Annotated in this window: 21 protein-coding genes and 7 tRNA genes; 4 read left to right on the forward strand and 24 right to left on the reverse strand. The window is 53.4% G+C overall.

Annotated features, from left to right (window positions below; all coding sequences use genetic code 11):
- Window positions 1-209 precede the first annotated feature (209 nt).
- Window positions 210-692 (forward strand): zinc ribbon-containing protein, encoded by a 483-nt coding sequence (locus FND52_RS00455; RefSeq protein ID WP_125294558.1) that lies wholly within the window; start codon window positions 210-212, stop codon window positions 690-692.
- 51 nt (window positions 693-743) lie between these two features.
- Here the strand turns inward: FND52_RS00455 and FND52_RS00460 are convergent, their stop codons facing one another.
- The 9 genes from FND52_RS00460 to miaB all read right to left on the reverse strand — a co-directional run bounded on the left by FND52_RS00460 (window position 744) and on the right by miaB (window position 10,028).
- Window positions 744-1,469: an amino acid ABC transporter ATP-binding protein gene (locus tag FND52_RS00460; protein ID WP_125294557.1), complete on the reverse strand. Its 726-nt coding sequence runs from the start codon at window positions 1,467-1,469 to the stop codon at window positions 744-746.
- The gene (gltK, locus tag FND52_RS00465) at window positions 1,469-2,143 is read right to left on the reverse strand and encodes a glutamate/aspartate ABC transporter permease GltK (RefSeq protein WP_125294556.1); all 675 of its coding nucleotides are present in this window, start codon (window positions 2,141-2,143) and stop codon (window positions 1,469-1,471) included. The genes FND52_RS00460 and gltK overlap by 1 nt, the downstream gene beginning before the upstream one ends.
- Window positions 2,143-2,883 (reverse strand): amino acid ABC transporter permease, encoded by a 741-nt coding sequence (locus FND52_RS00470; RefSeq protein WP_125294555.1) that lies wholly within the window; start codon window positions 2,881-2,883, stop codon window positions 2,143-2,145. Before FND52_RS00470 ends, gltK begins: the two co-directional genes overlap by 1 nt.
- Before the next feature lie 199 nt (window positions 2,884-3,082).
- On the reverse strand, window positions 3,083-4,003 hold the full coding sequence (locus FND52_RS00475) for an amino acid ABC transporter substrate-binding protein (protein ID WP_144128983.1): 921 nt from the start codon (window positions 4,001-4,003) through the stop codon (window positions 3,083-3,085).
- Between the two features lie 354 nt (window positions 4,004-4,357).
- A complete protein-coding gene (gene lnt, locus FND52_RS00485) occupies window positions 4,358-5,896 on the reverse strand; it encodes an apolipoprotein N-acyltransferase (protein WP_144128985.1) in 1,539 nt (512 codons plus the stop codon).
- 4 nt (window positions 5,897-5,900) lie between these two features.
- The gene (corC, locus tag FND52_RS00490) at window positions 5,901-6,779 is read right to left on the reverse strand and encodes a CNNM family magnesium/cobalt transport protein CorC (protein WP_125294551.1); all 879 of its coding nucleotides are present in this window, start codon (window positions 6,777-6,779) and stop codon (window positions 5,901-5,903) included.
- 96 nt (window positions 6,780-6,875) lie between these two features.
- Entirely contained in the window at window positions 6,876-7,343 is a 468-nt protein-coding gene (ybeY, locus tag FND52_RS00495; protein WP_144128986.1) for an rRNA maturation RNase YbeY, read from the reverse strand.
- Window positions 7,340-8,401, reverse strand: a complete 1,062-nt coding sequence (locus FND52_RS00500; RefSeq protein ID WP_167509310.1) for a PhoH family protein — start codon at window positions 8,399-8,401, stop codon at window positions 7,340-7,342. Before FND52_RS00500 ends, ybeY begins: the two co-directional genes overlap by 4 nt.
- A 202-nt stretch (window positions 8,402-8,603) precedes the next feature.
- Window positions 8,604-10,028: a tRNA (N6-isopentenyl adenosine(37)-C2)-methylthiotransferase MiaB gene (gene miaB / locus FND52_RS00505; protein ID WP_125294548.1), complete on the reverse strand. Its 1,425-nt coding sequence runs from the start codon at window positions 10,026-10,028 to the stop codon at window positions 8,604-8,606.
- A gap of 147 nt (window positions 10,029-10,175) precedes the next feature.
- On the opposite strand from miaB, the gene ubiF reads away from it, so the two are divergent.
- Window positions 10,176-11,351: a 3-demethoxyubiquinol 3-hydroxylase gene (ubiF, locus tag FND52_RS00510; RefSeq protein WP_144128988.1), complete on the forward strand. Its 1,176-nt coding sequence runs from the start codon at window positions 10,176-10,178 to the stop codon at window positions 11,349-11,351.
- Window positions 11,352-11,446: 95 nt separating this feature from the next.
- Here the strand turns inward: ubiF and FND52_RS00515 are convergent.
- The 12 genes from FND52_RS00515 to nagB form a co-directional block, all read right to left on the reverse strand.
- A tRNA-Gln gene (locus FND52_RS00515) sits at window positions 11,447-11,521 on the reverse strand.
- 38 nt (window positions 11,522-11,559) lie between these two features.
- Window positions 11,560-11,634, reverse strand: a tRNA-Gln gene (locus FND52_RS00520).
- 5 nt (window positions 11,635-11,639) lie between these two features.
- Window positions 11,640-11,716, reverse strand: a tRNA-Met gene (locus tag FND52_RS00525).
- Window positions 11,717-11,745: 29 nt separating this feature from the next.
- Window positions 11,746-11,820, reverse strand: a tRNA-Gln gene (locus tag FND52_RS00530).
- Between the two features lie 35 nt (window positions 11,821-11,855).
- Window positions 11,856-11,930, reverse strand: a tRNA-Gln gene (locus FND52_RS00535).
- A gap of 20 nt (window positions 11,931-11,950) precedes the next feature.
- Window positions 11,951-12,035 (reverse strand) — tRNA-Leu (locus FND52_RS00540).
- Window positions 12,036-12,042: 7 nt separating this feature from the next.
- Window positions 12,043-12,119 (reverse strand) — tRNA-Met (locus FND52_RS00545).
- 249 nt (window positions 12,120-12,368) lie between these two features.
- Entirely contained in the window at window positions 12,369-14,033 is a 1,665-nt protein-coding gene (gene asnB / locus FND52_RS00550; RefSeq protein ID WP_144128989.1) for an asparagine synthase B, read from the reverse strand.
- Between the two features lie 285 nt (window positions 14,034-14,318).
- Window positions 14,319-15,071 carry an HAD-IIA family hydrolase gene (locus tag FND52_RS00555; RefSeq protein ID WP_125294545.1) on the reverse strand — a complete coding sequence of 251 codons (753 nt, stop codon included), beginning with the start codon at window positions 15,069-15,071 and terminating at the stop codon, window positions 14,319-14,321.
- A 61-nt stretch (window positions 15,072-15,132) separates the two neighbouring features.
- Window positions 15,133-16,353 (reverse strand): DNA-binding transcriptional regulator NagC, encoded by a 1,221-nt coding sequence (gene nagC / locus FND52_RS00560; protein ID WP_125294544.1) that lies wholly within the window; start codon window positions 16,351-16,353, stop codon window positions 15,133-15,135.
- Window positions 16,354-16,361: 8 nt separating this feature from the next.
- Window positions 16,362-17,510, reverse strand: a complete 1,149-nt coding sequence (gene nagA, locus FND52_RS00565) for an N-acetylglucosamine-6-phosphate deacetylase (RefSeq protein ID WP_144128990.1) — start codon at window positions 17,508-17,510, stop codon at window positions 16,362-16,364.
- A 23-nt stretch (window positions 17,511-17,533) separates the two neighbouring features.
- Window positions 17,534-18,334, reverse strand: a complete 801-nt coding sequence (nagB, locus tag FND52_RS00570) for a glucosamine-6-phosphate deaminase (protein ID WP_125294542.1) — start codon at window positions 18,332-18,334, stop codon at window positions 17,534-17,536.
- Window positions 18,335-18,658: 324 nt separating this feature from the next.
- Between nagB and nagE the strand changes: the two genes are divergently transcribed.
- A complete protein-coding gene (nagE, locus tag FND52_RS00575) occupies window positions 18,659-20,695 on the forward strand; it encodes an N-acetylglucosamine-specific PTS transporter subunit IIBC (RefSeq protein ID WP_125294541.1) in 2,037 nt (678 codons plus the stop codon).
- 176 nt (window positions 20,696-20,871) lie between these two features.
- Window positions 20,872-22,539 (forward strand): glutamine--tRNA ligase, encoded by a 1,668-nt coding sequence (glnS, locus tag FND52_RS00580; protein ID WP_125294540.1) that lies wholly within the window; start codon window positions 20,872-20,874, stop codon window positions 22,537-22,539.
- 105 nt (window positions 22,540-22,644) lie between these two features.
- Here the strand turns inward: glnS and FND52_RS00585 are convergent, their stop codons facing one another.
- The 3 genes from FND52_RS00585 to fldA all read right to left on the reverse strand — a co-directional run bounded on the left by FND52_RS00585 (window position 22,645) and on the right by fldA (window position 24,841).
- A complete protein-coding gene (locus FND52_RS00585) occupies window positions 22,645-23,259 on the reverse strand; it encodes a helix-turn-helix domain-containing protein (protein WP_125294539.1) in 615 nt (204 codons plus the stop codon).
- 305 nt (window positions 23,260-23,564) lie between these two features.
- Window positions 23,565-24,017, reverse strand: a complete 453-nt coding sequence (fur, locus tag FND52_RS00590; RefSeq protein ID WP_125294538.1) for a ferric iron uptake transcriptional regulator — start codon at window positions 24,015-24,017, stop codon at window positions 23,565-23,567.
- Window positions 24,018-24,310: 293 nt separating this feature from the next.
- Window positions 24,311-24,841 carry a flavodoxin FldA gene (gene fldA / locus FND52_RS00595; RefSeq protein WP_167509311.1) on the reverse strand — a complete coding sequence of 177 codons (531 nt, stop codon included), beginning with the start codon at window positions 24,839-24,841 and terminating at the stop codon, window positions 24,311-24,313.
- Between the last annotated feature and the right edge of the window lie 51 nt (window positions 24,842-24,892).

Consider the following 24,892-nt stretch of genomic DNA (forward strand, 5'->3'; position numbering starts at 1 on the left):
TTCATTGCCGCTACGTGGGTAGCATGTATGAGTGTGATTAAGATCGGCATAGCATAGCCGATTCGACTGCGGCAAAACAGCCTTTGATTGGTTTCCCTCTCGCCCCCAACCTTTGCATTCCTTTACCCGCGATGTGCGTCGGCTAACATAGCCAACCGGGATTAACGTCTATTATTAGAAGACGTTACCCGACCAGGAGAAGTGCTGAAATGAACAAGGTTGCTCAATTTTATCGTGAACTGGTGGCGACATTAACCGAACGTTTACGCAACGGTGAGCGGGATATCGATGCGCTGGTGGCCAGCGCGCGCCAGCAAATGGCGCAAACCGGCGAGCTCACCCGCACAGAGGTGGAAGAGGTAACGCGCGCGGTACGGCGCGATTTAGAGGAATTTGCCCGTAGTTATGGCGAAAGCCAGGAAGAGTTTACCGACAGCGTATTTATGCGGGTTATCAAAGAGAGTATCTGGCAGGAGCTGGCGGACATTACCGACAAAACCCAGCTGGAATGGCGCGAAGTGTTTCAGGATTTAAACCACCACGGGGTTTATCACAGTGGGGAAGTGGTGGGGCTTGGCAATCTGGTGTGTGAAAAATGCCATCATCATCTGGCATTTTATACTCCGGAACCGCTGCCGCTATGCCCGAAATGCGGTCACGATCAGTTCCAGCGCAGGCCGTTTGAGCCGTAATCCATATTAAAAAGGAGCAGCCTGGCTGCTCCTTTTGGGTTCTGCGGACGATCAGTGCAGGATTTTCGCCAGGAAGTCTTTGGCGCGTTCCGATTTCGGGTTGGCGAAAAACTCTTCCTTCGCCGAATCCTCAACGATTTTTCCTTCATCCATAAAGATCACCCGATTGGCCACTTTACGGGCAAAGCCCATTTCATGGGTCACCACCATCATGGTCATACCTTCGTTGGCCAGCTCCACCATGACGTCGAGCACTTCATTGATCATTTCCGGGTCGAGTGCGGAGGTTGGTTCGTCAAACAGCATCGCCACCGGGTCCATGCACAGCGCGCGGGCAATCGCCACACGCTGCTGCTGGCCGCCGGAGAGCTGCGCCGGGTATTTCTCGCCGTGCGCCGATAAGCCGACGCGCTCCAGCAGTTTTACCGCTTTCTGACGCGCCGCCGCTTTATCGCGCTTGAGCACTTTCACCTGCGCCAGGGTCAGGTTTTCAATAATCGACAGGTGCGGGAACAGCTCAAAGTGCTGGAACACCATGCCCACATGGGAGCGCAGCTCCGCGAGGTTGGTTTTCTTATCATTGACTTTGGTGCCGTTAACGATGATTTCGCCTTTCTGCACCGGCTCAAGCCCGTTCACTGTTTTAATCAGCGTGGATTTCCCGGAGCCGGACGGCCCGCACACCACTACCACTTCGCCTTTGGTCACTTCCGTTGAACAGTCGGTCAACACCTGAAACTGACCATACCATTTAGAAACATTTTTCAGGGAAATCATTATACCGTCCTTTTCTTCAGCCAACTGACCAGCAGCGACGCACTTAAACTAATGATGAAATATACGCCACCTGCAAACAGGATCATTTCGACCTGAGTCCCGTCGCGCTCGCCGATGGTAGAGGCGGTACGGAAGAAGTCTGCAAGGCTTAATACGTAAACCAGCGAGGTGTCCTGGAACAGCACGATGCCCTGGGTTAACAGCAGCGGCACCATGGCGCGGAACGCCTGCGGCAGAATAATCAGCTTCATGGATTGCCAGTGGGTCATGCCCAGCGCCAGCGCGGCATTGGATTGCCCACGGGAGATGCTCTGAATACCGGCGCGGATGATTTCCGAATAGTAGGCGGCTTCAAACATCGAAAACGCCACCATCGCCGAAATCAAACGGATATCGGTTTTCGGGGATAAGCCCAGCACGTTTTGCAGGAAACCCGGCACAATCAGGTAAAACCACAGCAGCACCATCACCAGCGGAATCGAGCGGAACACGTTCACGTAGGTGGTGGCGAACCAGGCAATGGGTTTAAAGCTCGACAGGCGCATGACCGCCAGTAGCGTGCCCCAGATAATGCCGATAATCACCGCCGTAATGGTGATTTTCAGCGTGATGACCAGGCCATCAAGCAAATAGGGGAAGGAGGGAACAATCGAGCTCCAGTCAAATTCGTACATTATTTGCTCCCCAGATTACCGGGCAGGCGGATTTTGCGCTCTACCACATTCATCACCAACATAATCAGGGTGTTAATCAACACATATGCTAACGTAATCGCCGTGAAGGATTCCCAGGCGTGCGCCGAGTAATCCAGCAGTTTGCCGGCCTGCGCCGCCATATCCACCAGCCCGATGGTCGAGGCGATGGCGGAGTTTTTCACCAGGTTCATCATTTCTGACGTCATCGGCGGGACGATAACGCGGTAGGCGTTAGGCAGCAGCACATAGCGGTAGGCCTGCGGCAGCGTCAGGCCCATCGCCAGGGCGGCGTTTTTCTGGCCGCGCGGCAGCGACTGGATCGCGGCGCGCACCTGCTCGCACACGCGTGCGGCGGTGAACAGGCCGAGGCAGATCATCGACGACAGGAAAAACTGCACGTTGGGATCGAGCTCAGCTTTAAACCACATCCCCAGATCTTCAGGCAGCAGTTCCGGTACCACCAGATACCAGGTAAAGAACTGAACGATCAGCGGAACGTTACGGAAAAGTTCGACGTAGCAGGTCCCGAGCCCGGAGAGAAAACGGTTTGGGACGGTACGCAGGATGCCAAACAGGGAGCCGACGAGGAAGGCAATAATCCAGGCCGTGATCGACAGCGCGACGGTAACCTGAAAACCACTCCATAGCCAGCCCAGATAGGTGGTGTTGCCGAACGGGGCGGGCTGTAAAAAAATACCCCAGTTCCAGTCTATAGACATACGTTACTCCAAAAAAAATAAGGGTAGCCTGGCTACCCTCGAAGATTGCTACGAAGCCTTCTCCGCTGTTTCCTTTTTTGACTCGCTGGAAACGAGGGGAGTGTTCACGCCGGATGGGGAACGGCCATCCGACGCAGAGTCTGTCCGGGCTGTCGAAACAATCGAGAGGGCAGGATGTCCCGCCCCTTAATGGTTGTAATTAGTTCAGTGCTTTATCGTTAGGTTCTTTGAACAGCGCTTTCATCTCATCGGAGAGTTCAAAGTTCAGGTTCAGGTTTTTCGGTGGGATCGGGTTCTTAAACCACTTGTCGAACCATTTTTCCGCTTCGCCAGAGGTCTGGGCCTGGGCGATGGTGTCATCCATCAGCTTCTTGAACTCCGGATCGTCTTTACGCAGCATACAGCCGTAGGCTTCTTCAGACTGCGCTTTACCGACGATTTCCCACTGATCCGGTTTCTTCGCTTTCGCGCGTTCGCCAGCCAGCAGGGCGTCATCCATCATAAACGCTACCGCGCGGCCGCTTTCCAGAGTGCGGAACGAGTCACCGTGGTCTTTGGCGCTGATGATGCGCATATCCATTTTCTGATCGTCGTTCAGCTTGTGCAGCAGAACTTCAGAGGTGGTGCCGGAGGTGACAACAACCGCTTTGCCTTTCAGATCCGGGAAGTCTTTAATATCGCCGCCTTTCTTAGCCAGCAGACGGGTGCCCACCACAAAGATGGTGTCGGAGAAAGCCGCTTGTTTCTGGCGTTCCAGGTTGTTAGTGGTGGAGCCGCATTCGAAGTCAAAGGTGCCGTTTTGCAGCAGCGGAATACGGTTCTGGGAGGTAATTGGAATCAGTTTAACCTGCAGATCCGGCTTGTTCAGTTTCTTCTTCACCGCTTCAACGATAGCGTTGGAATAATCCTGAGAATAGCCGACAACTTTTTGCTGATTATCGTAATAAGAAAACGGTACGGAAGATTCGCGATGACCCACGACGATAACGCCATTCTTCGCGACTTTCGCCAGCGTACCTTGCTGTGCGGCAGCGTCAGCGGTTTTTGCCTCTTCGGCGTGGGCTAACCCTGCGCCCAACCCCATGACTAACATTGCTGCGGCCAGTTTACGTAATTGCATATCCAACTCCTTATCGTAGCGCCATCGACGCCAGTGATAACCCATGTGAGTGTTTGTGTTGTTTTTATTGTTGCACTACTGCGCAACATTGTGTCTGCTTGTTAACATTTAGCCTGGCTGAATGTAAAGGTTTTGCTATTTATTTGTTTATTTTTGCGAAGTGCGCCGCACCATTTAAAGGCAAATCTCGCGCGTTGCACCGATATAGTGCTTCGGTTGATCCGTCATGGTGCAACCCGGTTTCTCACGCTTCGTCCGAAAAGGAAATTCGCAAAGTACCTGATTACATTAAGCAATCGCCGTGCCAGAAATGAAAAAGGCCAGCAGAGCTGGCCTTAAAAAGTGTAGAGCGGTTTAAAGGTTTTTGCGGCGTAACGCGACGATCAACGCCATAAAACTCATCACGCCGGTGAGCAACCACAGTGGCCAGTGGCCGAAGCGCGCGTAAGGGGTGATACCACGTGTTGGTGTCACCTCGGCGGTTAATACCTCACGGGTAAACTGCGGGATCATCTTCTGCACATCGCCGGTTGGGCCGATCACGGCGGTCACGCCGTTATTGGTGCTACGCAGTAGCGGACGCGCCAGCTCCAGCGCGCGCATCCGCGCCATCTGGAAGTGCTGCCACGGACCGATGGAGCGGCCAAACCAGGCGTCGTTGGAAATGGTCAGCAGAAAATCGGTGTCCGGACGGAAGTTATCGCGCACCTGCTCGCCAAGGATGATTTCATAGCAAATTGCCGCCGTCATTTTAAAGCCGTGGGCCAACAGCTGCGGTTGCTGATACGGGCCGCGGCTGAATGACGACATCGGCAAATCGAAGAACGGTGCCAGCGGACGCAGGATCGATTCCAGCGGCACAAACTCACCGAACGGCACCAGATGGTTCTTGTTGTAGCGGTTCGGGGAGTTGTAGCTGTACGGGTTATCCGCGCCCAGGGTGATAATGGTGTTGTAAGTGTCGTAGCGATTCTGCTTGTTAAGACGCGCGTCTACCAGACCGGTAATCAGGCTGGTGTTATGCTCGCGCAGCATGCCGTCCAGCTCGGTTAAAAAGCGCTGCTGGTTGATTTCCAGATCGGGGATCGCCGACTCCGGCCAGATAATCAGCTGGGACTGGCCCATTTTCGGCTCTGACGCGTTGAGATAAATGCGCAGCGTATTCAGCAGTTCGCTTTCATCCCACTTCAGCGACTGGGGAATATTCCCCTGCACCAGCGAGACGTTAAGCTGGCGTTCCGGCAACAGTTGATACCACTGGATATAGCGTAGCGGGAAGGGCAGTGCGAAAAGCACCACGGCGACGATAGCGGGCGTAATATGCCGACGCGCCAGCGCCAGAACAATCAGGCCGCTCACGATCATCAACAGGAAGTTAATGCCTTCCACGCCAGTCACCGGCGCTAAGCCTTTGAGTGGGCCATCCACCTGACTATAGCCGAACTGTAGCCACGGGAAGCCGGTCAGCACCCAGCCGCGCAAAAATTCAGTCACCTGCCAGACTACCGGCGCGGCAACCGCCACGCGCCAGACGTTGGCTTTGGGCCACAGTTTACCGAGCACACCGGCGAACAGACCGGTGTACAGCGAGAGATACGCGGCGAGGAGAACCACTAAAAAGACGTTGATCGGGCCCGGCATCCCGCCAAACTGGGCGATGCTGACGTAAACCCAGTTAATGCCGGTGCCAAACAGGCCCAGCCCCCAGAAAAAACCAATCCAGGCGCTTTGCAGAGGGCGGCGGTTGAGCGTCAGGCCCTGCAGGCCGATCAGCGAGATCAGCGCGGCGGGCCAGAAGTCATAAGGAGAAAAAGCCAGCGTTCCGCTGGCTCCCGTTAATAGCGCCAGCAGCAAGCGCACGCGCTGGCGTTCAAACAATGCAGAAAAGCGCATTCCATTACTCTTCAAGTTTGGGTGAAGGCGAGTCGTCCGGAATTTTTACATGAACCTGGATAATGCGTCGGCTGTCCGACATGGCGACCTTAAACTGGTAACCGTCAATTTCAACGGTTTCGCCGCGCGCCGGTAAATGACCGAACGCCTGCATCACCAGGCCGCCAATGGTATCGACCTCTTCGTCGCTGAACTGGGTGCCGAAGGTTTCGTTGAAATCTTCGATGGGTGCCAGGGCGCGAACGGTCCAGGTGTGGCGACTCAGCTGACGAAAATCGAGATCTTCTTCTTCGTCATATTCGTCTTCAATTTCACCCACAATCAGTTCCAGAATGTCTTCGATAGTGACCAGGCCAGAGACCCCGCCAAACTCATCAATGACAATCGCCATGTGGTAACGCTGAGAACGGAACTCTTTCAGCATGCGGTCAACCCGCTTGCTTTCCGGCACAACTACCGCCGGGCGTAACACTTTTTCCATACTGAACGGCTCGGCATCGCTGCGCATAAACGGCAGCAGATCTTTCGCCATCAGAATCCCTTCAATGTGATCTTTATCTTCGCTGATGACCGGGAAGCGCGAGTGGGCGGATTCGATGATCACATCAAGACATTCGTCCAGGCTCTGGTTGCGTTTAACGGTGACCATCTGCGAGCGTGGGATCATGATGTCGCGGACCCGTTGGTCAGCGATATCCATTACCCCTTCAAGCATATCGCGGGTATCCAGGTCGATAAGCTCGTTTTGTTCGGAATCACGGATCAGTGCCAGTAACTCTTCACGGTTTTTTGGTTCGCCGTGGAAAAGCTGGCTCAGTAAAAGGGAGAAAAATCCCTTCTTGCTGTTAAGCGTGTCACTACTGTGTGAATTATCGTCGCTCATGGCGTCTGGTACAGGACCTCATGTTGGTTGTGATTGTGCCGTCGCCGGAAAACGCACGGCGGCGGCCTGGGTGCAGGGGCAGGATTGCCTCACTGCTTACTCTTTCTCGGAAATGTACGGATCGCTAAAGCCCAGAGCAAGCATTATCTCTGTTTCCAGCCCTTCCATTTCTTCGGCTTCGTCATCTTCAATATGGTCGTAGCCCAGCAGATGCAGACTACCGTGGATGACCATATGCGCCCAGTGGGCGTCCAGCGGCTTCACTTGCTCAATCGCTTCGCGCTCCACCACCTGGCGGCAAATGATCAAATCACCTAACAGCGGCAGTTCGATGCCCGGCGGTGCCTCAAAGGGAAACGAGAGCACGTTGGTGGGCTTGTCTTTGCCGCGATAGGTCAGATTCAGGTTATGGCTTTCCGCTTCGTCTACCAGACGAATGGTCACTTCCGCCTCTTCCTGAAACTGAGGCAGCACCGCTTCAAGCCAGACCTGAAACTGGGCTTCGTCCGGTAAACCGGTGGTGTCTTCACAGGCCAGCTGTAAATCCAGAATCACCTGGCTCATGGTTGCTCCTGCTGGCCAGCAGCCTGCGCCAGCGCTTCGCGCTTGCGTTCCGCCGCCTGCTCCGCTTTACGCTTCTGATCCGCTTCTTCCCAGGCTTCATAGGCGTTAACAATGCGCGCGACCACCGGGTGGCGCACCACGTCTTCGCTGTGGAAGAAGTTAAAGCTGATCTCTTCCACTTCGTTCAGCACTTCGATGGCATGGCGCAAGCCGGATTTCATATTGCGCGGCAAGTCGACTTGCGTCACGTCGCCGGTAATCACCGCCTTCGAGTTAAAGCCGATACGCGTCAGGAACATCTTCATCTGTTCGATGGTGGTGTTCTGGCTCTCGTCGAGGATGATAAATGCGTCATTCAGGGTACGACCACGCATGTAGGCCAGCGGCGCGACTTCAATTACGTTGCGCTCCATCAGCTTCTCGACGCGCTCAAAGCCGAGCATTTCGAACAGCGCATCGTACAGCGGGCGCAGATACGGGTCGACTTTCTGGCTGAGATCCCCGGGCAGGAAGCCGAGTTTCTCACCTGCCTCTACCGCCGGACGGGTCAGCAGAATGCGGCGAATTTCCTGGCGCTCCAGTGCATCCACCGCCGCAGCCACTGCCAGATAGGTCTTACCGGTCCCCGCCGGGCCGACGCCAAAGGTGATATCGTGGTCGAGAATATTGGCAATGTACTGCGCCTGGTTAGGCGTGCGCGGTTTAATCACGCCGCGCTTGGTCTGAATGTTGACCGCTTTGCCATAGTCCGGCACGCTTTCCGCGTTCTGCTCCAGCACGCGGAATTCTTTAATCGCCAGATGAATTTGCTCAGGCTCGATGTCCTTGATCTTGCCGCGCATCGGTGCCGTATCCACGTACAAATGGCGAAGAATATCCGCCGCCGCGCTGACGCTCAGGCTACGTCCGGTGAGTTTGAAGTGGTTGTCACGACGATTAATTTCGATGCCGAGGCGCCGTTCGAGCTGTTTGATATTGTCGTCAAACGGTCCGCAAAGGCTAAGCAGACGTTCGTTATCTGCAGGTTCCAGGGTGAATTCACGTGTTTCGATATTCAAACTTATCCTCTTGGTCACACAGGGCCAGTTAGGTGAACAATAATGCGTGCTGATTTTCTCAGGCTTAAGGAAATTATTCACGGCGTGGGAAAAAGGCGCAAGCTTCAGGCCTGATATTTGGGTAACAGCGTGCAATTACAAGGGCAGGGCAGTGCAAATGCAACGATATGCTGCGATACAGGCAGCATATCGTCGGGGGGGATTACGGCTGGTAAATACCAACGCCGATTTCATTCTCTTTACGGGTGCGGGCAATCACCGATTCCGGGGATTCGACGATACGTAAACCCATCTCTTCTTCGGTGCGTACCACAGTACCGCGCAGCGAGTTTGGGAACACGTCGGTGATTTCCACATCGACGAATTTACCTATCATATCCGGCGTGCCTTCGAAGTTCACCACGCGGTTGTTCTCGGTACGGCCAGAGAGCTCCATAATGCTTTTACGCGAGGTGCCTTCCACCAGAATACGCTGAACGGTGCCTGCCATGCGGCGGCTCCACGCCATCGCCTGCTGGTTGATGCGCTCCTGAAGAATATACAGGCGCTGTTTTTTCTCCTCTTCCGGCACATCATCCACCATATCGGCGGCAGGCGTACCCGGACGCGCGGAGAAAATAAAGCTGTAGCTCATGTCGAAATTCACATCGGCAATCAGCTTCATGGTCTGCTCGAAGTCCTGCTGGCTTTCGCCCGGGAAGCCGACGATAAAGTCAGAGCTGATCTGGATATCCGGACGCGCGGCGCGCAGCTTACGAATAATCGCTTTGTATTCCAGCGCGGTGTGGGTGCGGCCCATCAGGTTCAGCACGCGGTCTGAACCACTCTGCACCGGCAGGTGCAGGAAGCTCACCAGTTCCGGAGTGTCGCGGTACACTTCCACGATGTCATCGGTGAATTCAATCGGATGGCTGGTGGTGAAGCGAATACGGTCGATGCCGTCGATGGCCGCCACCAGACGCAGCAGGTCGGCAAAGCTTCCCTGAGTGCCATCGTAGTTTTCCCCGCGCCAGGCGTTGACGTTCTGGCCCAGCAGATTGACTTCACGCACGCCCTGCGCCGCCAGTTGGGCGATTTCAAACAGGATATCGTCGCACGGACGGCTGACTTCTTCGCCGCGGGTATAAGGCACCACACAATAGGTGCAGTACTTATTGCAGCCTTCCATGATTGACACAAACGCCGTTGGGCCATCGGCGCGCGGTTCAGGAAGACGGTCGAATTTTTCGATTTCCGGGAAGCTGATATCCACCACCGGGCTGCGATCGCCACGCACACGGTTGATCATTTCCGGTAAACGGTGCAGGGTCTGCGGCCCAAAAATAATGTCCACGTAGTGGGCGCGCTGGCGAATGTGATCGCCTTCCTGCGATGCCACGCAGCCGCCAACGCCGATAATCAGTTCCGGGTTCTTTTCCTTAAGCGCTCTCCAGCGACCCAGCTGATGGAAGACTTTCTCCTGAGCCTTTTCACGGATTGAGCAGGTGTTGAGCAACAACACATCCGCTTCTTCCGCCACGTCGGTCAGTTGATAGCCGTGGGTGGCATCCAGCAGATCGGCCATCTTCGATGAATCGTATTCGTTCATCTGACAGCCCCAGGTTTTGATATGGAGTTTTTTTGTCATCGACATGCTCATTGCTTAAGTTAACCGCCGTAATGCAGGGCGCGTATTGTAATGCTTTGACGCTGCCGTGACCAGTGGCGAGGATTGCGACGCCAGCTACCCGAAAATCCGGTAAACTGAATTAACTGCGTTTAAGGATAAATGACCATGGCAAATCAACCAACTGAAGTCGCCGTTATCGGCGCAGGCATGGTGGGCGCCGCAATTGCACTGGGGCTCGCGCAACATGGTTTTCAGGTCAGCGTGATTGAACATGCGCCGCCAGCGGAATTTGACCCGGCGTCGCCGCCTGACGTGCGTATTTCGGCGATTAGCGCCGCTTCCGTGGCGCTTTTGAAGCAGCTGGGCGTATGGGATGACATTCTTGGCATGCGCGCCCACGCCTGGCGACGGCTGGAAACCTGGGAGTGGGAAGCCTCCCACGTGGCGTTTGACGCCTCGGAGCTGAAGCTGCCGGAGCTGGGTTTTATGGTAGAAAACCAGGTGCTGCAACGGGCGCTGTGGCAGGCGCTGGCGCAGCATCCCTGCGTCACGCTGCACTGCCCGGCGGCGCTTACCCGGATGCATCGGCGCAATGACGTTCATGAACTGACCTTTGAAGACGGTACCCTGCTGGAGACGAAGCTGGTGATCGGTGCCGATGGCGCGAACTCACGGATCCGCGAGTGGGCCGGTATCGGCATTCATGCCTGGAACTACCAGCAGTCCTGCCTGTTGATTTCGGTGCGCTGCGCAAGCGATCCTGGCGACAGCACCTGGCAGCAGTTTACCCCGGACGGCCCACGCGCTTTCCTGCCGCTGTATGATAACTGGGCGTCGCTGGTGTGGTATGACAAACCGGCGCGTATTCGCCAGTTGCAAAGCATGTCGATGGAACAACTGGGCCGGGAGATTGCCCTGCATTTCCCGCGGCGCGTCGGTAACGTCACCCCACAAGCCTGCGGCGCGTTTCAACTGACCCGCCGCCACGCGCTGCGCTACGCTCAGCCGGGCCTGGCGCTGGTGGGCGATGCGGCGCATACCATCCATCCGCTGGCGGGGCAGGGCGTCAACCTGGGCTATCGCGACGTGGATGCGTTGCTGGACGTGCTGGTGCGCGCCCGCAGTCACGGCGAACCCTGGTCAAGCTATGAGGTCTTGCGCCGTTATCAGATGCGTCGGCAGGGGGATAATTTCCTGATGCAAAGCGGTATGGATTTGTTCTACGCCGGGTTCAGCAACGATCTGCCGCCGGTGAAGCTGCTGCGCAATCTTGGCCTGATGGCGGCTGAACGCGCGGGCGTGCTGAAGCGCCAGGCGCTCAAATATGCGTTAGGGTTGTAACAGCCTTCTATGTCGTCCTTAGTTGAAGCTCAGGACGACAAATTGCCTGGATCGTAGAAAGCAAAAAAGCTCGCCGAAGCGAGCTTTTTTAAGAGTGGCTGGGGTACGAGGATTCGAACCTCGGGATGGTGGAATCAGAATCCACTGCCTTACCGCTTGGCGATACCCCAACAGGGTGCGGTTGCTGATGCAATCCGTCTTTTTAAATTGGCTGGGGTACGAGGATTCGAACCTCGGAATGGTGGAATCAGAATCCACTGCCTTACCGCTTGGCGATACCCCAAAAGGTGGTGGCTACGACGGGAATCGAACCTGTGACCCCATCATTATGAGTGATGTGCTCTAACCAGCTGAGCTACGTAGCCATATTGTGTTTCTACCAGCCAAAACTGACTGGCTGGGGTACCTGGATTCGAACCAGGGAATGCCGGTATCAAAAACCGGTGCCTTACCGCTTGGCGATACCCCAATGACACTGTGCATAAGCACAATCGTCAGAAAAGGTGGCTGGGGTACCTGGATTCGAACCAGGGAATGCCGGTATCAAAAACCGGTGCCTTACCGCTTGGCGATACCCCATCCGTGCAACGTGAAGATAATGGTGCGGGAGGCGAGACTTGAACTCGCACACCTTGCGGCGCCAGAACCTAAATCTGGTGCGTCTACCAATTTCGCCACTCCCGCAAAAAGATGGTGGCTACGACGGGAATCGAACCTGTGACCCCATCATTATGAGTGATGTGCTCTAACCAGCTGAGCTACGTAGCCATCTTTTTTTTGCGTTACCTTATCGGCGTTGCGGGGCGCATTATGCGTATTGGGCCTTGCAGCGTCAACACATTTTTTCCCGAAAAGCGCCTGATAATCGCTGTTTGACTAGCTTGCGAACAGCTTGACGAAATATTCAGCAGTTATTGGTTATTTAACGCGTGGATTGCTGATAATTAACGTTTTCGGCACCCGTAAAGTGCCATAAAAAAGGAGCCTGACAGGCTCCTTTTTAAGTCATGCTACCGTTTACTTGTAGGCAGACTGATGCACGCCTACCGCACGGCCTGATGGATCGTTCATGGTTTTGAACGCTTCATCCCATTCAATCGCTTTAGCGGAAGAACAGGCCACAGACGGACCGCCAGGCACGCATTCTGCCGCGCTCGGCACCGGGAACAGCTCTTCGAAGATTTCACGGTACAGGTACGCTTCTTTGGAGGATGGCGTGTTGGACGGGAACCGGAAGCGCGCGGTTTCGAGCTGCTGGTCGCTTACCTGCTGGGCCGCTACTTCTTTTAAGGTGTCGATCCAGCTGTAGCCGACGCCGTCGGAGAACTGCTCTTTTTGACGCCACGCCACGCTTGCCGGTAGATAAGATTCAAAGCATTCGCGCAGCACGTGTTTTTCCATCTTGCCGTTGCCGCACATTTTATCCTGCGGGTTGATGCGCATTGCCACGTCGAGGAATTTCTTATCCAGGAACGGAACGCGGGCTTCCACGCCCCAGGCAGACATCGCTTTGTTGGCGCGGGCGCAGTCAAACATATGCAGCGCCTGCAGCTTACGCACGGTTTCTTCATGCAGCTCTTTGGCATCCGGCGCTTTATGGAAGTAGAGATAGCCGCCGAACACTTCATCGGAACCTTCGCCGGACAGCACCATTTTGATGCCCATGGCTTTGATTTTACGCGACATCAAATACATCGGCGTTGAGGCGCGAATGGTGGTTACGTCATAGGTTTCAATGTGATAAATCACATCGCGGATGGCATCCAGACCTTCCTGCACGGTGAAGTGAATTTCATGGTGCACGGTGCCCAGGTGGTTCGCCACTTCCTGCGCGGCTTTCAGATCCGGCGCGCCCTTCAGGCCGACGGCAAAAGAGTGCAGCTGCGGCCACCAGGCTTCGCTGCGCTCTTCATCTTCCACGCGGCGGGCGGCGAATTTTTTGGTGATGGCGGAGATCACGGAGGAGTCGAGACCACCGGAAAGCAGTACGCCGTACGGCACATCAGACATCAAATGACTTTTAACGGAATCTTCCAGCGCCTGACGCAGGGCGTTTTTGTCGGTAACGTTGTCTTTAACCGCATCGTATTCAAACCAGTCGCGCTGATAGTAAGAACGGACCTCACCGTCCTGGCTCCACAAATAGCTGCCTGCCGGGAATTCTTTAATGGTGCGGCATACCGGCACCAGCGCTTTCATTTCTGATGCGACATAGAAGTTGCCGTGTTCGTCGTGGCCCATATATAGCGGGATAATACCGATATGGTCGCGGCCAATCAGGTAGGCGTCTTTTTCACTGTCATACAGGACAAAGGCGAACATGCCTTGCAGATCGTCGAGGAATTCCGGACCTTTTTCCTGGTACAGCGCCAGGATCACTTCGCAATCAGAACCGGTCTGGAACTGATAGCGGTCGCCGTATTCGGCGCGCAGAGCCTGATGGTTGTAAATCTCACCGTTCACCGCCAGCGCGTGGGTTTTCGCTTCGTTGTACAGCGGCTGTGCGCCGGCGTTAACATCAACAATCGACAGGCGTTCGTGGGCGAGAATGGCTTTATCGCTGGCGTAAACGCCAGACCAGTCCGGGCCGCGGTGGCGCATCAGGCGAGACAGTTCCAGCGCTTTTTTACGCAGCTCGCCTGCATCAGTTTTAATATCCAGTACACCAAAAATCGAACACATAGACTTCTCCATTAACCTGGCGGTGATGTTGTTGGTCGGCGCACGGCGCGCTTTACCGGGCCGATTGCGTTGCTATGGCTAAGAAAATGCCGCAAACCGGGCCGTTGTGGCAAGGTTTTTCCGTTCGCTTAAGTGAAAAGTTCAATGGTCATTGCGGATTGCTAAAAAAAGGACAGTATTTAAGCGCGATTATTGATGGATCCTCAATGAAAAGGCATTTTTATTAGATGGTGGGTTTTAAAGCGCTGATAAAAATAACGAAGCCACGATAATCGTGGCTTCGGATCAGATAACGTCGATTTCTGCGACGGAGGGGTAAATCCATGAAGGCCGGAACGGCATGGCGTCAATATCATTCAGGGTGGAAACCCCGGAAAGTACCAGAATCGTTTCCAGACCGGCCTGGAAGCCCGCCAGAATATCGGTACGCAGGTTATCGCCGACAATCACCGTCTGCTCGGAATGGGCCTGCATCTTATTCAGCGCCGCGCGGATGATCCACGGGCTTGGTTTACCGACGTAAAAGGGTTTACGTCCGGAGATTTTTTCAATCCCGGCGCACAGCGCGCCGCAGGCCGGGTAAAAGCCGCGACCATGGGTATCGGGGTTAGTGGCAATAAAGCGCGCGCCGTTAGCCACGAAGAACGCGGCCTTGTGCATCATTTCCCAGTTATAGGAGCGGGTTTCCCCCACGATCACAAAGTCCGGGTTGATATCGGTAATGGTAAAGCCGGCTTTGTACAACTCGTGGATTAATGCGCCTTCGCCCACCACATAGGCTTTTTTACCTTCCTGACGGCGCAGAAAGTCGGCGGTGGCCATAGCGGAGGTGTAAAACACGCTGTCCGGCACGTTAATGCCCGCAGAGGCGAAACGGTTAGCGAGATCCTGGCCGGTTTGCGACGGGTAGTTGGTCAACAGCACCAGCGGCAAGCCTTTCTCCAGAATACGGGTCAGGAATTCGCTCGCGCCGGGCACGGCCACGTTGTCGTGCATCAGCACGCCGTCAATATCACAAATTACGTTCTGAATGGTCATGGACTACTCTGGTCTGCCTGAAAGATAAGAAGTAACTATAACGGAAATGACACTGGCAATTTCAACTTTCCAGCAAACGCTGCAGCAGCATGCCATTGAGCATTGCGCGCTTCACCAGCGCGAAAGCACCAATCGCGGAGCGATCGTCAAGAGACGAGCGCACCACCGGCAAGTTTTTACGGAACGCCTTGAGGACCTGGGTGTTGATGCAGCTTTCGATAGCGGGTAGCAGCACTTTTTCTGCGCTGATGATTTCCCCTGCGATAACCACTTTCTGCGGGTTAAATAAGTTGATCGCGATAGCCACCGCTTTGCCCAAATGACGGCCAACATGCTCAATCACTTCACTGGCCAGCGGATCGCCACGGTTGGCGGCTTTGCAGATCGCATCGATGTTGCAGTCGTCAACGGTCAGACGGCTCTGATAACCGCGCTCCAGCAGATGACGCACTCGCGCTTCAATGGCGGCATTGGCGGCGATGGTTTCCAGGCAGCCAAAGTTGCCGCAGTGGCAGCGTTCGCCTAACGGATCCACCTGAATATGACCGATTTCACCGACGTTGCCGTTGCGGCCAATAAAAATCCGCCCATTAGAGATAATGCCTGCGCCGGTACCGCGGTGTACGCGCACCAGAATAGAGTCTTCACAGTCGCGGGTTGCACCGAAATAGTGCTCAGCCAGCGCCAGGCTGCGAATATCATGGCCTACGAAGCAGGGGAGGTTAAAACGTTTTTCGAGTTTTTCGACCAGCGGCCAGTTTTCTACCTCAATATGCGGCATATAACGCACTACGCCGGTATCCGGGTCGACCAGGCCTGGCAAAATAACGGAAATAGCGATCAGTTCGCGGATTTTGCGCAGGTTGGTTTCGCTAAATTGGGCGATGGCATTCAGCAACGCGTCTTCCAGCGTTTCCTGCGTGCGTTCGGGCAGGGCAAAATGCTCTTCCGCCAGCGCTTTGCTGCTGAGATCGAACAGCGTCAGCGTCGCGTCATGGCGGCCCAGCCGAACGCCGATGGCCTGAAAATTGCGGGTTTCAGTGATAATCGAGATAGCGCGGCGGCCCCCGGTGGAGGCCTGCTGATCGACTTCTTTGATCAACCCGCGTTCAATTAACTGACGAGTGATTTTGGTGACGCTGGCGGGTGCGAGCTGGCTTTGTTCAGCAATCTGAATGCGCGAAATCGGTCCGTGTTGATCGATAAGGCGATATACCGCCGCGCTATTCAGTTGTTTTACCAGATCAACATTACCAATTTGAGCCTGTCCGCCAGTTGTCATGCCTGTTCTTACTCTGTGACGACCTCGTTACCATTAACGATGGTCTTGATAATTTTATAATCGCGGGTAAAGGCGGTCAGGTTGGCCACTTTCCCGGCTTCGATTGTGCCGAGGTCTTTATCCACGCCCATTGCGCGAGCCGGGTAGAGCGACGCCATGCGCAGCGCTTCATCCAGCGCGATGCCGACATGCTCGACGAGGTTATGCACGCCTTCAATCATGGTCAGTGCAGAACCGCTGAGGGTGCCGTTCTCGTCCACACACAGCCCGTTGCGGTAGTATATTGTTTTACCGGCAAAAATGAACTGATCGATATCAGCACCGGCGGGGGCTGTGGCATCGGTAACAAGGCAAAGTTTATCGCCCTTGATCTGCTTGGCAATACGGACATTGGCGTAGTCGACATGCAAACCATCACCGATAATGCCGCAATAAAGCTCTGGCTCATCGAAAATCGCGCCCACCAGGCCCGGTTCGCGACCGGTAATATACGGCATGGCGTTAAATAAGTGAGTGGCAAAGCCAATACCCGCGCGGAAGCCGATTTTGGCTTCTTTATAGGTGGCGTTGGAATGCCCGGCGGAAACAATAATGCCGGCCGCTACCAGTTGGCGAATAAATTGCGGATCGACCTGCTCAGGCGCAAGCGTCACTTTGGTAATGACATCGGCGTTTTCACACAGGAAATCAACCAGCTCGGCATCGGGCTTGCGGACATAATCCGGATTATGGGTGCCTTTTTTCACCAGATTCAGCCATGGGCCTTCAAGATGGAGGCCCAGCGCCTGGTTCGGGTGCTTCGCCAGATACTCGCGCATCACGCGAATACCTTGCTTCATTAATTCGTCGCTGCTGGTAATCAGCGTGGGAAGATAGCTGGTGCAGCCGGATTTTTCATTGGCAGCCTGCATAATTTCCAGCGTCTTCACCGTAACGGCTTCGGCGGTATCGTTAAACTGGACGCCGCCGCAGCCGTTAAGCTGCACATCAATAAAACCGGGGGCAATGATGGCACCGCCGACGTCGCGCTGTTCAATGCCGGATGGTACATCGGCAAGTGGACAAACGCGTTCAATCAGGCCATTCGCGATAACAATCGCGTGGTCGTCCAGAACTTCATGGCCGGTATAAATGCGGCCGTGGATTAATGCGTACATAATGACCCCCGGTAAATACTCACTTAAAGACCTTTGATGTTTTCTGCTTCGAGTTCGGTGAAGTATCTCAGCGTCTTCACTTTGAGCTCCATGGTAGACGGCTCATCGCAGACGATCACGGCTTTAGGATGCAACTGCAGGCAGCTGATCGTCCACATGTGGTTCACGTTGCCTTCAACTGCCGCCTGTAGCGCCTGCGCTTTCACATGACCCAGTACCAGAATCATCACTTCTTCGGCGTCCAGCAGCGTGCCCACGCCCACGGTCAGGGCATATTTCGGCACCTGGTTAACGTCGCCGTCAAAGAAACGGGAGTTTGCCACACGGGTGTCATGCGTCAGGGTCTTAATACGGGTGCGGGAAGCGAGCGAGGAAGCCGGTTCGTTAAAGGCGATATGACCGTCATTGCCGACGCCGCCCATAAACAGGTGAATTTTGCCGTAGGAGCGAATTTTCTCTTCATACTGACGGCATTCTGCGTCAATATCTGGCGCGTTGCCATCCAGTAAGTTGATGTTTTCAGCAGGGATATCAACGTGGTCAAAGAAATTACGGTGCATGAAACTGTAGTAGCTTTCCGGATGCTCTTTCGGCAGGCCGACGTATTCATCCATATTAAAGGTGACCACATGTTTAAAGCTCACCTGGCCCGCTTTATGCATCTCTACCAGCGCTTTGTACGCTTCCAGCGGCGTGCCGCCGGTCGGCAAACCCAACACAAAAGGACGATCTGCAGTCGGTTTGAACGCATTAATGCGATTCACAATATGGCGTGCTGCCCATTTACCGACCTGCTGTGCCGTTGCCAGGGGAATCAGTCTCATTATTCACCTCAAATAGTTAATTTAAAACAGACGGGCGGAACATACAGTTAGTGTAAAACGGTTCCTTTTATCGTGCCTCTCAGGAACGTTCCGCCTTGATTTTTTGAATCATAAAATAAGTTTTGGGAGTTAGCCAGTGTAATGGGGGGTATATAGCGATATTTGGTGATAAATCTCACAAAAAATGCGCGTTTAATTTGCGATACGAATTAATTTTTCACACACTTCCGGTGTGATGCGCAACGTCACCGCATTTTTCAAGGTTGGTTACACAATAAAAAAACGGCTTTGAAAGAGCCTTATCAGGTCTCATAGGGGGATAAAGTGAGTATTCTAGGTTATTTGCAACGAGTAGGCCGGGCGCTGATGGTGCCGGTTGCTACCCTGCCTGCAGCAGCAATTCTGATGGGGGTAGGTTACTGGATTGACCCGGTTGGCTGGGGTGGAGATAACGCGCTTGCGGCATTCTTCATTAAGTCTGGTTCTGCCATTATTGATAACATGTCGGTTCTGTTCGCCATTGGTGTGGCGTACGGGATGTCTAAAGATAAAGACGGTGCGGCGGCGCTCACCGGTTTTGTCGGCTTCTTAGTGTTAACGACCCTCTGCTCGCCGGCAGCGGTGTCGATGATCCAAAAAATCCCTGCCGATCAGGTTCCCGCGGCGTTTGGTAAAATCAACAACCAGTTCGTTGGTATCCTGGTGGGTATTATCTCTGCGGAACTGTACAACCGCTTCAGCGGCGTTGAGCTGCCGAAAGCGCTGTCGTTCTTCAGCGGTCGTCGTCTGGTGCCCATCCTCACCTCTTTCGTGATGATTGTGGTGGCATTCATCCTGATGTACATCTGGCCAATGATTTTCGATGGCCTGGTGACCTTCGGCGAACACATCCAGAAACTCGGCTCCGTCGGTGCGGGCGTTTACGCCTTCTTTAACCGTCTGCTGATTCCGGTTGGTCTGCACCACGCGCTGAACTCCGTGTTCTGGTTCGACGTGGCGGGCATCAACGATATTCCTAACTTCCTGGGTGGCGCGCAGTCTATCGAATCCGGTAAAGGCATTGTCGGCATCACCGGTCGTTATCAGGCGGGCTTCTTCCCAATCATGATGTTTGGTCTGCCTGGCGCGGCGCTGGCGATTTACCACTGCGCACGTCCGGAAAACAAAGCAAAAGTACTGGGTATCATGATGGCGGGCGCGTTTGCTGCCTTCTTCACGGGTATCACCGAACCGCTGGAATTCTCCTTCATGTTCGTTGCGCCGGTACTGTACGTCATCCACGCCATTCTGACCGGTATCTCGGTATTCATCGCCGCCAGCATGCACTGGATTGCCGGTTTCGGCTTCAGCGCCGGTCTGGTGGATATGGTGCTGTCTACCCGTAACCCGCTGGCGACGCAGTGGTACATGCTGATCGTTCAGGGTCTGGTATTCTTCGTTATCTACTACGTGGTGTTCCGTCTGGTTATCACCAAATTCAACCTGATGACCCCGGGTCGTGAACTGGCGGTTGCCGGTAGCGAAGCGGATGGTCAGGATGTGAACGTCAGCGGCACCAAAGAGCAGGATGTCACCGGTCTGGCGCGTCAGTACGTGGCGGCAGTCGGCGGTTCCGATAACCTGACCGGTATCGACGCCTGTATCACCCGTCTGCGTCTGTCCGTGAAAGACTCTTCCCGCGTTAACGAAGCCCTGGCGAAACGCCTTGGTGCTACCGGCGTTATCCGTCTCAATAAAACCGGCGTGCAGATTATCGTTGGCTTTATGGCGGAAAAAATCGCCGATGCGATGAAAACCGTCGGCAACGTACCTGCCGCCGCGCCTGCTGCCGGTGAAACCGCACCAGTTGCTGCGCCGGTTCAGACGGCGAAACCGCAGGCTATGCCAAACACCACCGCCACTATCGCAACGCTGGTTGCGCCGGTAACCGGTGAAGTGGTCGCGCTGGACGACGTTCCGGACGAAGCTTTTGCCAGCAAAGCCGTTGGCGACGGCGTGGCGATTAAACCGACGGCAAAAACCGTGGTTTCACCAGCCGCAGGGACCATCGTTAAGATCTTCAACACCAACCATGCGTTCTGCCTGGAAACTGAAAACGGCGCTGAAATCGTTGTCCATATGGGCATCGATACGGTGGCGTTGAACGGCCAGGGCTTTAGCCGCCTGGTGGAAGAGGGTGCTGAAGTCACGGCGGGCCAGCCGGTGCTGGAAATGGATCTGGACTTCCTGAACGCCAATGCGCGCTCCATGATCAGTCCGGTGGTTTGCAGCAATATCGATGACTTCAGCGGCCTGGTAATTAAGGCGCAGGGTCAGGTTATTGCCGGTCAAACCCCGCTGTATGAGATTAAAGGCAAGTAATCGCTCCTGAGTAAGAGATTGCCTTAAGCGGCGGAAGAGAATTCCGCCGCTTTTTTTATGCAAAATCGCCGCAACGCAGCGGTAATTGCGTTTTTGTGCAACTAAGGGTTGTGTCCCGTCTTAGGTTATAAGATCATTCACCGTTATCTATTTTGCGAAGCTTTGAGGAATGCGCGATGAGTGAGGCTGAAGCCCGCCCGACTAACTTTATTCGCCAAATCATTGATGAAGATTTGGCCAGTGGAAAACACTCGACTGTTTATACCCGTTTCCCGCCTGAGCCGAACGGTTATTTGCATATTGGCCATGCAAAATCGATCTGCCTGAACTTTGGCATCGCCAAAGATTATCAGGGCCAGTGCAATCTGCGTTTCGATGACACTAACCCGGTAAAAGAAGATATCGAATACGTTGATTCCATCAAGAACGACGTCCAGTGGTTAGGTTTCCAGTGGTCAGGAGACGTGCGTTATTCCTCTGACTATTTCGATGCGCTGCATCAGTACGCCGTGGAGCTGATCAACAAAGGCCTGGCCTACGTTGACGAACTCTCTCCGGAACAGATTCGCGAATATCGCGGCACCCTGACCCAGCCGGGTAAGAACAGCCCGTACCGCGACCGTAGCGTGGAAGAAAACCTCGCGCTGTTCGAGAAAATGCGTACCGGTGGTTTCGAAGAAGGTAAAGCCTGCCTGCGCGCGAAAATCGATATGGCCTCGCCGTTTATCGTGATGCGTGACCCGGTGATTTACCGGATTAAGTTTGCCGATCATCACCAGACCGGCAGCAAGTGGTGCATCTACCCGATGTACGACTTTACCCACTGCATCTCCGATGCGCTGGAAGGCATCACCCATTCGCTGTGCACGCTGGAATTCCAGGACAACCGCCGCCTGTATGACTGGGTGCTGGATAACATCACCATCCCGGTTCACCCGCGTCAGTACGAGTTTTCTCGCCTGAATCTTGAGTATGCGATTATGTCCAAGCGCAAACTCAACCTGCTGGTGACAGAAAAGATCGTCGAAGGTTGGGATGACCCGCGTATGCCGACCATTTCCGGTCTGCGTCGCCGTGGCTATACCGCTGCCTCTATCCGTGAATTCTGTAAGCGCATCGGCGTGACCAAGCAAGACAACACGGTAGAAATGGCTGCGCTGGAAGCCTGTATCCGCGAAGATCTCAACGAGAACGCGCCGCGTGCGATGGCGGTAATCGACCCGGTTAAACTGGTGATCGAGAACTACCCGCAAGGCCAGAGCGAAATCGTTGCGATGCCGAACCACCCGAACAAGCCGGAAATGGGCAGCCGCGATGTGCCGTTTAGCGGTGAAGTGTGGATCGATCGCGCTGATTTCCGTGAAGAAGCCAACAAGCAGTACAAGCGTCTGGTGCTGGGCAAAGAAGTACGCCTGCGTAACGCTTACGTGATTAAGGCCGAACGCGTTGAGAAAGACGCTGAAGGCAATATCACCACTATCTTCTGTAGCTACGATGCAGAAACCCTGAGCAAAGACCCGGCTGATGGCCGTAAAGTGAAAGGCGTGATCCACTGGGTAAGCGCCAGCCATGCGCTACCGATTGAAATTCGATTGTACGATCGTCTGTTTAGCGTGCCGAATCCGGGTGCCGCAGAAGATTTCCTGTCGACCATCAATCCGGAATCGCTGGTCATCAAACAGGGCTTTGGCGAACCAGGCCTGCAGGATGCGGAAATGGGTAAGGCGCTGCAGTTCGAGCGCGAAGGATATTTCTGCCTCGACAGTAAATATTCCACTCCTGAGCATTTGGTGTTCAACCGTACCGTAGGGTTACGCGATACCTGGGCGAAAATCGGGGAATAACCTCTTACAGGTAAAACGCCGCGTAATGCGGCGTTTTTTTTGGGATGTTATCTGTTAACGGCTTATTAATAGTAAAAACGTCGGTTTTTTTGGCTATTATTGATATCAACTTAATTTTTCTGGCAACTGACTTATAGTCAGTAACTTGCCTCTTTTAACGTCAATATAATTTTTAGCTCGCAGCGCGGATAAAACTTTCATAACAATACTGCGGGATAAGTTGGTTCGCTTGACGATAAAATCCGCCACATTGATTTTTGCGCGCATAAATTCATCTAACTGATTGAGATGGAGAATATTTCCCTTAATCATTTGGTAGCTATTTCTTCCCATCATCATCTCATCACGATAAAGCAAACTTTCAATATGCCAGGATAAGATGGCGGGTATCAAATGCAGCGAATGATTATCCTCAAGGCGTTGCATAAAAGCCTCCAGAGGCACCAGCTGGAAATGGCACTGCGTATCGGCATAAATACGGATATAGGATAATGTATGCGAATTACCGGTTAAGCCATACAGCGCGGGTGCCGTTTGCTTCTCGAATAATAGCCTGTCACTGCTACGAATGATTGAAAACTGGCCGCCATGAATCAGCGTAACGGTATGCGCTTTTACCGGTATTAACGTAAATCTCTCAACGCGTGTGAGTTTGTGGTAGTCCGTGAATAAATCCGTCAAGCGATATAATTCAGAGAGAGGTTTTTGCGGTAATGTCATTGCGATTAACCAGATTTTTATTATCGAATGCGATGTTACCTGGTATTTTAAAGGATGGTATTTTTAAACCGCAATCCAACAACCGGGCGAACTGAACCCTCAGGCTACATAATATATCATAACTCGCTGAATTCTATACTTATTGATAAATTCTTAAAGTGTAATTAACATTATTTAATTTATTACAGGATTTACTTAGATGTTCTTTTATTAATTATTTTTAAATGCATTATTTTATTGAACCATCATCAATAAAAAAGCCGACATTAGTCGGCTTTTACTGGAATTACTGGTTCTGAAAAAAATTATTTTTCTGCGATTTCATGCGCGTTTTCATCTTCACGGCAATCACCTTCCGCGCAGTGCCCATACAGGTAGAGGCTGTGATTTGTTAAGCGAATACCATGGCGGGAGGCAATTTCACGCTGGCGCGCTTCAATAGAATCATCGCTAAACTCAATCACTTTGCCACAGTCCAGGCAAATGAGGTGATCGTGATGATGCTGTTGAGTCAGTTCGAAAACCGATTTGCCGCCTTCGAAATTATGACGCGTAACAATGCCAGCATCATCGAACTGGTTAAGCACGCGGTAAACGGTCGCTAAACCAATCTCTTCGCCCATGTCGATCAAGCGTTTATATAAATCTTCCGCACTGACATGGTGGTTGTCCGGCCCCTGCAACACTTCGAGGATTTTTAACCTCGGAAGCGTGACTTTCAGGCCAGCCTTCTTCAATGCGGTATTGTTGTCAGTCATGCGGAATTTGTCCTGTTACGTAACGATTCGCTCCTCAGGGAGCAAGAGATCGAATGCAAGGCATTATGCGTTTCATTATAGAACTGCCATGCCTAAATGAAAACTGCAACAGCCTTGCTAAAAAATACCCAAAATCGTGGCGCCGCCTGCATTTGTTGCAAAATCACCCGATGCGTGAGGGATGTATTGTACAGGTCTGTACGCAAAAGTTAAAAATTTGTAGCAATTATTTTTATCGCTTTTGCCTATCAATGGCAGAATTAAGGCGCTAAGTGGTTTAGCGCCTTGAGTTATCAGGCGTTGATGATGTCCTGCAGATGCAGTTCTTCAGAAACCTGTTTCACCCATTTTTCAACGCGTTCTGCGGTGAGTTCCGGCTGGCGATCTTCATCAATGGCCAGACCCAGGAAGTGATCGTCATCCGCCAGGCCTTTAGAGGCTTCAAAGTGATAACCTTCGGTCGGCCAGTGGCCAACAATGGTTGCGCCGCGTGGTTCGATAATATCGCGCATGGTGCCCAATGCGTCGCAGAAATACTCGGCGTAGTCTTCCTGATCGCCGCAGCCAAACAGGGCAACCAGTTTGTTGTTAAAATCGATCTCTTCGAGGGTAGGGAAGAAGTCATCCCAGTCGCACTGCGCTTCGCCGTAGTACCAGGTTGGGATACCCAGCAGCAGAATATCAAAACTTTCGAGGTCTTCTTTGCTGCTTTTAGCAATATCACGCACTTCAGCCACATCTTTACCAAGCTGTTTTTGAATCATTTTTGCGATATTTTCAGTATTGCCGGTATCGCTGCCGAAGAAAATGCCTACGATTGCCATGAGTAAAATAACCTCTTGAAACTTAATGAGATGGTTGAGGCAAAAAGCCTA

Origin of the sequence: Atlantibacter subterraneus, assembly GCF_007570865.1 — a bacterium.
Lineage (GTDB): Bacteria > Pseudomonadota > Gammaproteobacteria > Enterobacterales > Enterobacteriaceae > Atlantibacter > Atlantibacter subterraneus.